Source organism: Vibrio bivalvicida, assembly GCF_001399455.2.
Taxonomy (GTDB): domain Bacteria; phylum Pseudomonadota; class Gammaproteobacteria; order Enterobacterales; family Vibrionaceae; genus Vibrio; species Vibrio bivalvicida.
Genome location: NZ_LLEI02000032.1, coordinates 300,009 through 312,908, shown reverse-complemented (window position 1 = coordinate 312,908; position 12,900 = coordinate 300,009). Strand labels below are relative to the sequence as shown.

The 12,900-nt window shown below is 46.7% G+C and carries 15 protein-coding genes; 5 read left to right on the top strand and 10 right to left on the bottom strand.

The features are described from left to right. Nucleotides 1-73: 73 nt before the first annotated feature. Genes APB76_RS12305 through APB76_RS12285 form a run of 5 tightly spaced genes read left to right on the top strand, consistent with a single transcriptional unit; the run spans nucleotide 74 to nucleotide 5,097 of the window. Complete coding sequence (locus APB76_RS12305) at nucleotides 74-1,198, top strand: flagellar basal body P-ring protein FlgI (protein WP_157633203.1); 1,125 nt, start codon at nucleotides 74-76, stop codon at nucleotides 1,196-1,198. A 9-nt stretch (nucleotides 1,199-1,207) separates the two neighbouring features. Continuing rightward, nucleotides 1,208-1,753, top strand: a complete 546-nt coding sequence (locus APB76_RS12300) for a rod-binding protein (protein WP_049843568.1) — start codon at nucleotides 1,208-1,210, stop codon at nucleotides 1,751-1,753. Continuing rightward, a complete protein-coding gene (flgK, locus tag APB76_RS12295) occupies nucleotides 1,754-3,127 on the top strand; it encodes a flagellar hook-associated protein FlgK (RefSeq protein ID WP_054961523.1) in 1,374 nt (457 codons plus the stop codon). A gap of 16 nt (nucleotides 3,128-3,143) precedes the next feature. Continuing rightward, nucleotides 3,144-4,040: a flagellar hook-associated protein FlgL gene (gene flgL / locus APB76_RS12290; RefSeq protein WP_054961524.1), complete on the top strand. Its 897-nt coding sequence runs from the start codon at nucleotides 3,144-3,146 to the stop codon at nucleotides 4,038-4,040. A 16-nt stretch (nucleotides 4,041-4,056) separates the two neighbouring features. Then, nucleotides 4,057-5,097 (top strand): hypothetical protein, encoded by a 1,041-nt coding sequence (locus tag APB76_RS12285; protein ID WP_054961525.1) that lies wholly within the window; start codon nucleotides 4,057-4,059, stop codon nucleotides 5,095-5,097. Nucleotides 5,098-5,158: 61 nt separating this feature from the next. Here APB76_RS12285 and APB76_RS12280 read toward each other — a convergent pair whose 3' ends face one another. The 10 genes from APB76_RS12280 to lafA form a co-directional block, all read right to left on the bottom strand. Further along, a complete protein-coding gene (locus APB76_RS12280) occupies nucleotides 5,159-5,446 on the bottom strand; it encodes a hypothetical protein (RefSeq protein ID WP_054961526.1) in 288 nt (95 codons plus the stop codon). A 64-nt stretch (nucleotides 5,447-5,510) separates the two neighbouring features. Continuing rightward, nucleotides 5,511-6,503 (bottom strand): flagellar motor protein MotB, encoded by a 993-nt coding sequence (locus tag APB76_RS12275; protein WP_054961527.1) that lies wholly within the window; start codon nucleotides 6,501-6,503, stop codon nucleotides 5,511-5,513. After that, the gene (gene motA / locus APB76_RS12270) at nucleotides 6,503-7,360 is read right to left on the bottom strand and encodes a flagellar motor stator protein MotA (protein ID WP_049843574.1); all 858 of its coding nucleotides are present in this window, start codon (nucleotides 7,358-7,360) and stop codon (nucleotides 6,503-6,505) included. Before motA ends, APB76_RS12275 begins: the two co-directional genes overlap by 1 nt. Before the next feature lie 9 nt (nucleotides 7,361-7,369). Beyond that, nucleotides 7,370-8,098, bottom strand: coding sequence for a FliA/WhiG family RNA polymerase sigma factor (locus tag APB76_RS12265; protein WP_049843575.1), 729 nt, complete (start codon nucleotides 8,096-8,098; stop codon nucleotides 7,370-7,372). Between the two features lie 11 nt (nucleotides 8,099-8,109). Continuing rightward, a complete protein-coding gene (locus tag APB76_RS12260) occupies nucleotides 8,110-8,607 on the bottom strand; it encodes a flagellar basal body-associated FliL family protein (RefSeq protein WP_049843576.1) in 498 nt (165 codons plus the stop codon). Between the two features lie 18 nt (nucleotides 8,608-8,625). Next, nucleotides 8,626-9,654, bottom strand: a complete 1,029-nt coding sequence (locus tag APB76_RS23275) for a flagellar hook-length control protein FliK (protein WP_408058697.1) — start codon at nucleotides 9,652-9,654, stop codon at nucleotides 8,626-8,628. 3 nt (nucleotides 9,655-9,657) lie between these two features. Beyond that, the gene (locus APB76_RS12250; protein WP_049843577.1) at nucleotides 9,658-9,972 is read right to left on the bottom strand and encodes a LafD; all 315 of its coding nucleotides are present in this window, start codon (nucleotides 9,970-9,972) and stop codon (nucleotides 9,658-9,660) included. After that, a complete protein-coding gene (gene fliS / locus APB76_RS12245; RefSeq protein ID WP_054961528.1) occupies nucleotides 9,956-10,342 on the bottom strand; it encodes a flagellar export chaperone FliS in 387 nt (128 codons plus the stop codon). Before fliS ends, APB76_RS12250 begins: the two co-directional genes overlap by 17 nt. 20 nt (nucleotides 10,343-10,362) lie before the next feature. After that, nucleotides 10,363-11,703 (bottom strand): flagellar filament capping protein FliD, encoded by a 1,341-nt coding sequence (gene fliD / locus APB76_RS12240; RefSeq protein ID WP_054961529.1) that lies wholly within the window; start codon nucleotides 11,701-11,703, stop codon nucleotides 10,363-10,365. Between the two features lie 339 nt (nucleotides 11,704-12,042). Next, on the bottom strand, nucleotides 12,043-12,882 hold the full coding sequence (gene lafA, locus APB76_RS12230; RefSeq protein WP_049843581.1) for a lateral flagellin LafA: 840 nt from the start codon (nucleotides 12,880-12,882) through the stop codon (nucleotides 12,043-12,045). Between the last annotated feature and the right edge of the window lie 18 nt (nucleotides 12,883-12,900).

Here is a 12,900-nt window from a genome sequence, read left to right as displayed (position 1 = left end):
AATGACTTTATTGACCTCCATTTTGTTGATGTTCTTTGTCGGTGCAACGTCTTCTCAAGCCGAAGAAAACAGCATGGGTAAACATCGACGCTCACTACTCACTGGCATGTTAATAATGCTTTCGTTGGGGGCAAGTGCACCCTCCCAAGCGCAGGTGACCATCCCCGTTATGGATTTGGTGGATGTGCAAGGTATTCGAGAAAACCAGTTAGTCGGCTATGGTCTTGTTGTCGGTTTAGATGGTCAAGGGGATCGTAACCAAGTGAAGTTTACCGCGCAGTCTGTAACGAACATGCTGCGTCAGTTTGGTGTACAAATCGATGATAGTACCAACCCTAAACTGCGCAATGTCGCGTCTGTTAGCGTAACGGCAACGGTTGACCCAATGGCGGGCTCAGGGCAAAAACTCAATGTTGTTGTGTCATCGATTGGTGATGCGAAGAGCTTACGCGGTGGCACCTTATTGCTTACCCCTTTGCGCGGAATTGATGGTGAGGTATATGCCGTTGCTCAAGGTAACGTGGTAGTCGGTGGTGTCTCAGCGGAAGGAAAAAGTGGCTCGAAAATCGTGATCAACACACCAACCTCTGGCCGTATTCCAGGCGGTGCGATGCTAGAGCGTGAGGTGCCCAATGATTTCGCTGAACAAGAGCACATTGTACTTAATCTACGTAAACCCAGTTTTACCACGGCTAAGAACATTGCCCGAGAGGTAAACAATATATTTGGCCCTGAAGTCGCGGTAGCGAAAAACAATGTCCGAATCAATGTAAGAGCCCCTCAAGATAGCCAGCAACGGGTTGTGATGATGTCGATGCTAGAAGAGATTAGCGTCGCTGAAGGTAGAAAACCGGCCAGAATCGTTTTCAACTCTCGTACCGGCACGGTCGTGATCGGAAAAAGTGTCAAAGTGAGCGAGGCTGCGGTGAGTCACGGTAACCTAACTGTGACCATCGCAGAGTCACAACAAGTCAGTCAGCCTAACGCATTTGCTGACGGAGAAACTAAGGTTATCGACCAATCTTTACTTGATGTCCAAGAAGAGCAGGCGCAAATGGCAATTTGGCCTCCGGGAACTGAACTCAATACGATAGTTAATGCCGTCAATAGCTTAGGTGCCACACCGACCGATTTAATGTCTATCTTGCAAGCGCTACATGAGGCGGGTGCCCTTAATGCAGAGCTGGTGGTGATTTAAGGAGCCAGTATGAAGTTTGACGGACTTAACGAGCAAGCAAAAATGAACTCAGTGCTCTACCACGATAATAGCGCGCTGATGAATATCAAAAACAGTAACCAACAAGGTGCTGCTTTAGAGGCAGTGGCAGGGCAGTTTGAAGCCATGTTTTTGCAGCTAGTTCTGCGTCAGATGCGCAGTAGTAGTGATGCCCTTGCGGATAAAGACAGCCCATTTTCAAGTCAGCAATATGGGGTTTTTCGCGACATGTACGATGGTCAGCTTGCGATTGAAATGGCGAGAAAACAAAACTCGGGCATTGCAGACATGTTGATTAAACAGCTAAGTCCTTCAATGGCGGAAGTCGAGTTCGAAACTCACTCGATAGGCGCTTCGGCCAATGATGCTCTTACTGCTGTGGAACCAAGCTCACAACTTCCAAGTGATGCACCTGTCAATGTGCAGGCGCCTCTACATTCTACAGGCCAGTCGGTCGCCTCTGTAAGAGAGATTCTGGGTGAAGCAGGCGTTACAACGGCTTTTGCTCAGCCACTAATTCGAAAAATGGAGCTATAAATGAGTTTGGTCAATATTGCATTATCGGGCCTGAATGCAAACCGTGTGGCGCTTGACGTAACAGCGCAGAACGTTTCAAACATTAATACTCCTGGCTATAGTCGCCAACAAGCTTTACTGGCATCGGTTGGTGGTGGTAAGCACGACAAGTTAAGCGCTGGTTCTGGGGTTGAAGTGACCAGTATTCGTCGCGTGACGGATGAATTCCTTGTCAAGCAGACTTGGTCAACCAACAGTTTATCGTCTTATGCGACTCGTTATACCACCAACTTCGGCCAGTTAGAGAATATGCTAGGTGCAGATGGTTTTAGCCTATCTGCAGGACTAGATACCTTATTCTCGGCGTTGAACGACGCGACAGTAAAACCAGAATCGGTCCCTTATCGCCAACAAATTATCAATGAAGCAGAAGCAATTTCGCGCCGATTCAATACTCTTACGGAGTCGCTCTACAATCAACACAAAGATATGAGTGACCAGAGAAGTGCGGCGGTCACTCATGCCAATAGTCTGATGAACAATATCGCCAATGTGAATAAGCAGATTGTTGAGATGCAGGGTACGGGTGGCAATCCTGCAACCTTGATGGACGAGCGGGATGCATTGATTGGTGAGCTTTCCAAAGTGGTTGAAGTGAAAACCACCGCTCAGCACGACGGTAGCTTGCAAGTGACTTTGGTTTCAGGGCAGCCACTGGTGATGGGCAGTGACGCGGGTAAGCTCAAAGCAATTCCAGATCCGAGTGATCCTTACTTAGCAAACATGCAAGTAGAGTTTGGCACGCAAAACTTTGCTGTAACGGGTTCAACAGGTGGGAAAATTGGCGCGTTAAACGATTACCAAACCCAAGTCTTAAGCCCATACCGAACAGCGATTGACGATATGGCCAAAGCATTAGCTGACGAGTTCAACACAGTACTGGCAACGGGGAAAGATCTTAATGGGAATGCTGGTGGTGCATTGTTTAGCTACGACCCTGCTAACCCAGCAGCCAGTTTAACCACGACTGATTTAAAACCTGATCAATTGGCACTGTCTTCTGATGGAACACCAGGTAATGCAGGTGTATTGGACCAGCTTGTGGCGATCAGTAATAAATCGGTTGCGATCAGTGGTTTTGGTTCTTTAAGTCTTAATGATGCTTTCGCCGCAATGGTCGGCGAGACGGCAATTAAAGCGCGTCAGGCAGATGCAGACTACAAAGCTAAGGTGGCGATCAATGAACAGGCCATTGCCGCTCGCGACAATATAAGCGCGGTGAACAGTGATGAAGAAGCGGCAAACCTGATGACTTTCGCTAACGCGCACAATGCCAATATGAAAGTGATCAGTACCGCGAATCAATTGTTCGACTCTGTACTCAAATTATTTTAAAAGTGGGAGAGCCTAAATGCGAATCAGTGATACTCAATTTAGTCAGATGATGCTGCAAAGCTTGCAAGTTAACAATGCAGGTTTAGGGCAGGTGCTGCAGCAGATGTCGACAGGTGAGCGCTTAACTAAGCTTTCTGATGACCCGATGGCATCAATTCAACTGCTGAACTTAGGTAGAGAAGGGTCTGCGATTAATCAATACAAATCCAATATCGCCAACGTAAAAACCGCGCTCTCAAGTCAGGAAGTTCATCTAGATTCAGTCAATGACAGTATTAAGCGTATGAATGAGTTAGTGCTTTGGGGGGCAAACGGCACACTCACCGATGACGACAGAGAAGGCATTGTTACCGAATTGGAAAGCCTCCGTGCCTCGGTGGTGTCTTCTTTTAATGCCCAAGATGAAGAAGGCCGTTTCTTATTTTCTGGCACACAAACTGATACACCAGCGTTGTCAAATACCGCAGGCACGTACACCATTGATGGTAACAATGACAAGCGAGTTGTGACAGTAGCCAAAGGTGTTTCGATGGAAGCCAATATGACAGCGCAAGAGATCCTTGATCTCGGCGGAACAAACTTACTCAATGATCTCGAAGCGGTGATCACTGAGTTTAAGGCACCAACAGCCGCGTTTCGTACCACAGTTGAATCAACCTTAACCGCAATCGAAAACACGTCTGCGAATGTACTAGGGGCGATGACGGAGCTAGGTGGGCGCCACAATAACCTTGATCTGATGGATAGCGCTCATAGCGAGAATAAGCTGTTTGTTGATAAGGTGACAGGTGACCTTTCTGCACTTGATTATGGTGAGGCTTCAGTGCGCCTGAGCAATTACATGGCAGCGCTTCAAGCAACTCAGGCGAGTTACGTTAAGATCAACGATCTGAGTTTGTTCAACCGAATCTAAGAGGTAGTCTTCATCCATGGTTATGAGTACGGTAGAAGTTCGCCCCCATAACGTCCGACTGGCTGGCTCTGAGCGGGCGACCATTTCTCCGCCACGTTCTTCAGACACCCAGGTTGATAATCGTCAGCTAAAATCTGCGGACCATAATCCAGCACCAGCATTGTTTTCGGTGTCTGGTGTTTTGCTTACTCAGGGGCAGCAGAATGCAACATCGGTACAAATTGCTCAGCGCTCCTTACAGGCGATTGGTAGCGAGTTGTCAATGATCAAACAGGGGTTAACACGAGCGTTAACCAGTGGTGCGAATAACATTGCCGGGCTGAAAGAGGGTTTGTCGCGCTCTAAAGCAAATATTGAACATGTATTAGAATCTGCGCGCTTCGATGGTAACAAAGTGGTTGATAATCAGTTAACTTTGAAAATTGATAAAGCAGATATGCGGCGCTTTTCCATTCCAGGACTCAATGTTCATCGATTGAGCGACAAAGCGGAACAAATTCGTTTGGATTTCCCTCAAGGACATTCAGTAATGATTCAGTTTGATGGTCGAGCCGATGGTAAACAGACGGTGAAGATGCTGGATCGCAGTCTCGTCCCTTTGGGTTTAAGGGCATCGATGGCAGACGATGGCACTATATTGTTTGAATCTTCTGAAGTGGCTTACCAGCAGATGCAGCAGAAAGTTATGGTGACTGGACAAGGGCATCGCTTTCCTGCTGGCCAGTCTAATGTCATGACCCTCAAACCCGAGCCGGAAGGTATCTCAGAACTGAGTTTTGATTTGTCGTCGCGTGAAGGGATCAAGCAGACCATTGCTAAAGTAAATCAACACCTTAGACAGGTGCAAAAAGGGTTAGAGCAGGCTAGTTCTTTCGGCTCTGAACTCAGTGCACAAATGACACTTATCCATAGCCAATCCAACCTACTATCAGCCAATGAAGTTAATGAAAAGCTTGCGAGTCTTACACAAAATGATGGCATGTTCGCTACGGCATTTCAGGCACTTAACGCGCAAGCGAACGTGAAACGTCATTCGGTCGTTGCCTTGATAAGATAGTGTCTACGCATCAGGTAATTGATTTCAAACTCTCCCTAAAGTGGAGAGTTTTTTGTACCCACTACACCAAGAAAAAGAAATACAGGAAACAGACAAAGGCGAGCAGAGTCGCAGACAGTGTCGGATAAATAATATGAGCATCTCGTTTGTCGGTTCGCTGAAAGCAAAGGGATGTCAGTAAAACGTTGTATAGGAGCAACAAGGTACTAATTGCCGTACCGCCGTTAAGAGTCAGGTTGTAGAGTTGACTGAGAAATAACGACAGCAACACGTAGTCGATGATGATGAGCCACAGAAATGCTTTTTGTAGGCCATCTTTTTTTGCATGACTGACTTTATGTTGAGGCATGAGCGTATCGTACTGTGTTGCCCCAAGCTCAGTTCTTTAGTGATCTGAGCCTGAGACAGGGGGGTTAAAGGTCTTGCAGCGTTTTATCGCTGCCATCAGCAGTCGGAGTATAATTAATCACTTCCTGCCTAATGACGGGTTTGTTGAACTGGGCTTTTTGTTTTGCCTTTTGCAGTTCACTGTCGTTTTTGTTGCCAAAGAACGTTTCCAATACTTCTGCTGCGGGCGTTGTTAAAACAAACAACTCTATGCGTCGATTTTCACTTGATTCAGGGTTGTTGTCGTTGAGTAACGCCCTGTCAGACATGCCAGTGACTTGTAACACTCGCTCGTCTGGCATACCACCGGCGACTAAGGTATGCCTAGCCATATTGGCCCTTGACGCCGAAAGCTCCCAATTTGATTTGCTGTTAAATCGGCTGCGAAAGCGTGTCGCGTCGGTGTGACCACTTATAATGATGGGGTTGGCAACGCGCTTAAATACAGGTGCGAGGGCGATGAGTAAGTCTTCAAAGAAGGGTGTCAGTTCTGAGCCACCGCGACCAAACATGTGCTGTTTATAGTCATCTTGCAATACGATTCGTAGCCCTTGGGGTGTTACGGTTACATTAACGTTGCCTTGTGCGCTACTTTGACGAACGGCCTCTTGAATCACTTTTGCTAACGCCGCCAAGCGTTCTTGTGTATCAAATGTCCCCGGGATCAGTGAGTCGGTTTCTGGTCCGTCACCGTCACCATCAAAAAATGAGTTTACAGTATGTGTCGAGTTGTGTCGGCTTGGCACTGATGAATCAGATGCCAGATCGATAGGAGAGATACTCTGCGATGTATCAAAAGGGTTACCATAGCTCTTATCAAACACACTTGAGCTATGCAGATGAGCAACGATCGCTTTTCGCTCTTCCTGATCAACAACCTGCATTACCCAAAGAACCAAGAAAAGGGCCATTAATGCGATCATAAAGTCAGCAAATGCCACTTTCCAGGCCCCACCGTGGTGTAGGTCGTGGTCATGGGTTTTGGCCCGTTTAAACACAACATGTTCTTGTCTTTGCATTATCCCTCCTGCTCAGCCAGCCATTTCTCCATTTGATTGAAGGTGGGTTTGATGTCGAGCTGAATGTGTTTACGACCAGCGTCAATTGCTAACAGTGTTGGCTTTTTAGCAACATACGCGACTAGGGTTGCGCGAACACATTCGAATGCCGTCATGTCACGTTTAACACGCTGTGCCATAGCATTACTGAGTGGATCTAGGCAGCAGTAACAGCCGAAGATGCCAACAAAGGTGCCCACTAACGCAGCTGCAACGTGGTAGCCAATCAGTGCAATTGAGCCATCAATGGCAGACATGGTGATAATGATGCCGCCAACTGCGGCCAAAATACCAAAGCCAGGCAGTGCTTCTGCGGTACGCTGCATTGAGCGAGAAGGCAGAAGTAGGTCGGTTTGGATGGCATCAATTTCTTGTTCTAACAACCCCTCTAATTCATGAGGCGACATTTGTCCCATTGCCATTAAGCGCAGATTGTCAGTAATGAATGACACCAAGCGATAATCTTTTGCAACCAGTGGATAACGACTAAACAAAGGGCTTTGTTCTGGGTTTTCAATATGTTTATCAAGCGACTTAAACCCGCCACTACGCACTGTTTCCAATAATACTTGCAGTAGTGCCATTAGCTCCATGCAGTATTCACGTTCTTCCTTTGGACCTGAGATGGTCATGCCCACCTGGCGGCGCATTTCTTTAAGAACTTGTGGTGGGTTGCCAATGATCAATGACCCGGCGGCTGCGCCGATAATGATAAGAAACTCAGCTGGCTGCCAAATCGCACCAAGGTTGCCACCTGCCCACATATATCCGCCAAAGACACAGAGTAAGACGGTGATGGCTCCAAAAAACTTTTGCATGAGTGACTCCTAGGAGGATAAGTAGTGATTAAGTTGTTTAAGGGCTTGTTTATGCAACTGGCAGATGCGCGGAGGCGTCAAATCCAGTACCAATGCAATTTCATGAAGGTTGAGTTCATGTTGATAGAACAAGGTCAGCAATAGCTGGTCTCGTTTGGGGAGTTTTTCCAATGCTACTTCGAGACTGCGACGAGTCTGTTCATGGGCCATACCGTCATAAATGGCCTCAACATTGGTTTCGATGCCATTTTCAATCAGTTGGTCTAGGCTCTGCATCTCACCAGCGAGTACTGCGTTTTGGCGCGCAAGGTAGTCTTTTTCAGTCGTGCCCAGAGCTTCGATGATTTCTGAATCTGTTGGCTGTCGACCCAAAGTTCGCATCAGGTCACGTGTGACGTCATTGAGTTCGTGAGCCTCTTGACGTGTTTTTCGCGAACGCCAATCAAGCCGGCGTAGTTCATCGAGAATGGAACCACGAATCCGACATACTGCAAAAGCAGGGAAGTTTGGGTCTTCAATGTTGCCGTAGCGTCGCCCGGCTTCGAGTAAGCCAATTAAGCCAATTTGCTGCATATCTTCGATGCTGCAATGGGGCGTTGCATGGGCTCTGAGTTGATTGACGATGCGCTTAACCAGTATCTGATGTTTGGAAAGTAGCTTGTTTTCATCAATAGGAACGGAAGGTGAACTGATTTCACCCTCCATGCTGTACTCTTCCTGAAAGTTCATATCCAGCATAGTTGTGCTCCTTATTGCACAACGTATTTGGTCAGCAATACATCATCGATTTCTCGAACGAGTTCGGTATCTTCAAAGGCGAGCAGAACGGTTTGTTTCACTTGGTTTTGTAACAGGTTGACGGCGCCATCTTGACGTAAATCATCGTAAGTTTTATCGCTAAACAGCTTGAGCAGCGAATTACGAACAATAGGCATATAGTCATCAATGTTCTGAATTTTCTCTGGTCGGCGAGTTTCAATAGCAACTTCTAGCATCACAAAGTGGGTCTGTCTTTTTCCTTTCACGCTAAGAACGATTTTTTCAAGTTCATGAAAACTAGGTGTCCGAACAGGAACTGGTTCTTTGGTAAGGAATGAAAGGGGTGAATCAGCGAAAAAATTTTCCGAACTTGATTCGTTCCCTGATTGTTTCAAAAACCAAATTCCGCCAACAACAGTTGCAGCGGAGACCAGAGCGCTGGTGAAGATCATTGCAGCAAAAATTGCGATCATTTGTTGTTTAGTCATAACTCTGTTCCTAGTTTGTTATGCGTGTGTGCTGAGCCAGTGCTCTGAATGGGTATTAGAACTATCCGATGTAGTTGTGCCTGTATCGGAAAAGGTTGCGGAAGATAAAATATGCTTCTCTTGTTCTTGCTGGTGAGGCGACCGATATTGATCCGAATCACCTGAGCCAACATTGACATCGACGTGAACAAAGTTCTGATTCTGTAGCTCTGCACGTAGACGATCTGAGACTTGCATCAACGCCTCACGGGTAGCGGTAGCATTGGCATTAATCTGCACACTAAGGCGGTCACCTTCGACTCTAACTAATAAGTCAAGTTTGCCAAGCTCTGGTGGGTCTAGGCGGATTTTTGCTTCTTGCATGCTTTGTTGAGCTTGTAAGGAGACTCGATCATGGAGAACCTGCATCATCTGCTCTCCCCACTTCCCTGCGTGGGTATCAACCTTAACTGCAGCCCATTCTGAACCTTGCGATTGCGTCACTAGTGCATTGGGTTGAGTCGCTGTGGCCAGTTGAGGTTGGCTTGCGGTGTGAGAGATCGTTTGCAAAACGTTTTGCAATGATTGATTAACTGAAGGAGAACTCAGTAACTCTTTGGCCTGAGTGCTTGTTGGCGCTTTCAGTAGTGCAAGATCATTTTGTTGGCGAGACTGAGTGCTTGCACTGACTTCACTGATTGTCTTAGCCGTTGTTTGTGGGTATTTTGACTCAATAAACCTAGGTTGGTTTTGCTGAGCTGTCGCGACTGATTGAAGAGCAGCTAGTGTTTCTTCAAGTGGTTCTATATCTGTTGGCGAACCATTAGGGCTATAGGCTAGCAATGGTGGTTCTTGGTCGCTGTTTCGCTCCGCCGCCTGTTCGCTGTGTTCTGGCTGCGCCACGTTCCATAATAGGGCTGAATTCTGCTCCATCGCTAGAGCGCCGCCTAGTTCAAAGCGATGAGTGTCTGTACTTTGGCCAAAAGAGCGAGCTTGGTGAATACCACCAATTGAGTTGGATTTCCCCACCGTTTTGGCTGGTTGAGTTTGCACTGAAGAGGTGTCAATCATCTAATGCTCCATGGTCATTGCAAGCTGATACGCTTTAGCTCGTTCGTGCTGCGCGTCGACAACATTAATGTCGGCTTCCAGTTCACTGATGGCTTTCTCTAACACAGTAAAGGCTTCGTGATGAACTGCCCTGACTTCCTTGATCACTGGTGCGAGTCGAGGATCTTTAAGGTAGGGTTGATGGCTTTCCAATAGCTCGCGAAGTTGTAAGTCGTAGCGTTTAAGCCCTGGCCAATCTTGGGTTTTTGTCGCGATTTGAATCAGCTTAGATAGGTGACGGAATCGCTCAGGTGAAACTCTATGCTTGCTGACCAAAATTCATCCACCCTTCTCGAATGTTGTTCATGACATGCTCTACACTCGTCAACTTATCCAGATTGTTTTGGACACTGGCCTGATACAGTTCTACTTGGCAGAAGTCATACAGTTGGTGCAGACCCTGGGCAACTTCTCCCCCGCTCTCTGCGTCAAGAGCGCTGTCTAAACCGACCAAAATGTTCATGCACTTATTGATACCGGAACCTTTTTCGGCAAGGCGTCCGGCAGACATGTGACCGCGGACACGTTCAATTTCATTAAGCAGGCCGTCAATAAGCATCACCACCAATTGGTGAGGATTGGCGGCAGCAGCTTGAGCATCTAAGTCGACTTGCTGATACGAATTGTATCCAGAATCCATTAACATAAAACGTCTCCTAGTGACCGTTAACCAAACAACGACATGGTTTGATTCATCTGGCGCATAATGGTGTTCATTTGGGTAAATTGTTTGAGGTAGCGGTCGTAGGCCATATCATATTTACGGTCTAAAACGACTTGCTTATCATTGATTCGATCAATGTTTTGTTTGAGCGCGTCCTTGCGAGATTTGAATAATCCAGACGAGAATTGCAGGTAAGGCTCGATAAGTGCTTCGACAGAATCTAGTAGTGCACCATCATCATTGAACATGGCTTCAAGCCCTGCGCTATTGTTTAACTGAGCTTTATCGAACTTTTCTGAATCTAGCTTCATTTTGCCATCACGGTCGATGTCTATGCCTACTTGACTCAGGCGTAAGCCGCCAAATTCGCCACGAACCGCGGACTTGACCTGGCTTTCAATCGAACGCAGGGTTGGATCGCTAGCGAGAGCAGGGCGCTTGTTGTTCTCACTATCGATTTTCGAGTGTTCGCTCACGGTTGACATTAAACTGTTATAGGCGTCAATAAATTTAGTGACTTGTTCTTTCGTGGCCTCTTTATCACCGCCTACCTTCATCGTTAGCGGTGAATCAGCGCTCGCCTGAGCCTTGTTTACAGTGATGTCAACGCCATCAATAGCGTTGCTAAATGTATTGCTACTGCCAGTTAGCTTTAGACCCGAGCCTTGTGCACCTAGCCAGACAACCGCATCTTTCGCAGCAGTGATGTCGGTCAAGGTAGAAAATGCATTTTCAAACCAAGCTTGACCTGTACCCGTAGCCTCTACTTTCGTTAGTGCTTTCGTGGTGCCAGTTTCTTCACTCGATAGCATGAAATGCGTCTGACCATCTGATCGAACCAGTGTTGCGTTTACGCCAGGATTATTTGGGTCGTTGTTAATTGCTGAAGTTAGATCTGCAATGGTCGCTTTGCCATCGCCATCACTATCTAGGGCAGACAGATCGAGCGTCATGGTTTTACTATCGACAGTAAATTCAAGCGTTCCAGTCAGGGGAACTTCGGTGGTGGCGTCTAAGCTTGCTGGCATATTGGTTGAGACTTGATGAGCGGTAGCGACTTGTTCTACAAATATCTGGTAGCTACCTGTCAAAGCTTTTGAGTTAGCCGTAGCACTGAAAAAACCGTCTTCGGAAATGGTTGCGCTGTTTTTAATAATACCAGCGGTACTGCCGTTCATTTCAGTCACAGCCGTTCTAAATTCGCGTAGTGCCGATTCGACTTTACCAAGTGCATCTAGCTGAGACTGGTACTGTGATGCTTGCGTTGAATAACGCTGTCTAAATGACTGAACATCGAAAGTGGCCAGTTGTTTGGCCATCGTTGCTGGATCTATTGAGCTCATCAGAGTACTCCCTTTACTAAGTGTCTCGCCAAGTGGCAGAAGTCACACATCACCAATCTATTCGGTTTGAGTAAATTGCAATATGAGTGCCAATGTAAATATTTTTATTTATCAATGGCTTGTTCTTGTTTTTTCTAAAAAACGGAAGAGAGCCTTCCATGATAGGAATTCCGCCATTTCCTGCGTGAAGCGGATTGTTCCTTATAAAATAGAGGCGACCAAAAAGGAGCAAAGATTAAGTTTAAAATTCACGCGAACTGAATCGGATAAAAAAAGCCCCCTATTGAAAAGGGGGCAAAATCACTAGAGTAACTTAAATTGTTACTTGTCTTAGAATGCTTAGCGAAGCAGAGACATTGCCATGCCAGGTAGCTGGTTAGTCTGAGAAAGAACCGTTGTACCTGCTTGCATCAGCATTTGGTTCTTCGTCATGTTTGAAGATTCAATCGCGAAGTCTGCGTCTGTGATACGGCCTTTTGCTGCGGCTGTGTTTTCAGAGATGTTCGCTAGGTTGTTGATCGTGTGGTCTAGACGGTTGATGTTTGCACCTAAAGAAGAACGCACGGTGTTGATTTTGTCGAATAACGCATCAACTTTAGCAATTTCGCCGTTAGAGTTAGCGTTGTTATCAAGAGGTCCTGTTGCGGCTAGGTCTGTTTCGATGGCTTTAACCAAAGTAGAAACATCCACGTCAAGTTTTTCACCTGTTGATGCCCCAATTTGGAAAGTAACTGCTGCTGCTAATTTACCATTTGTAGTCTCAAGCAGTTTCTGTCCTGCACCGTAGGTCGTTTCGTTGATAATGCGTCCAGCTTCTTTCTCAAGCTCTTGATATTCTGCATCTAGCGCAGCAAGTTCAGTCGCACCGTTAGTGCCGTTCGCGCCTTGAGTTGCAAGGTCTTTCATGCGGTAAGCAATGTTGGTTAGCTCTTCAAGTGCGCCGTCTGCTGTTTGCAGCATCGAGATAGCATCTTGAGAGTTACGCATCGCAACAGACATGCCGCGAGTTTGTGCTTCAAGTTTGTTGGCGATAGTAAGACCTGCTGCGTCGTCAGCTGCAGAATTGATACGCATACCAGTACTTAGGCGTTCCATCGCTGTGGTGAGTAGGTCATTAGTGCTGCTTAGTGTATTTTGCGTTACTAGTGATGCGTAGTTAGTGTGCATTGATAAAGCCATCTTAGTCTCCTTCGTTTC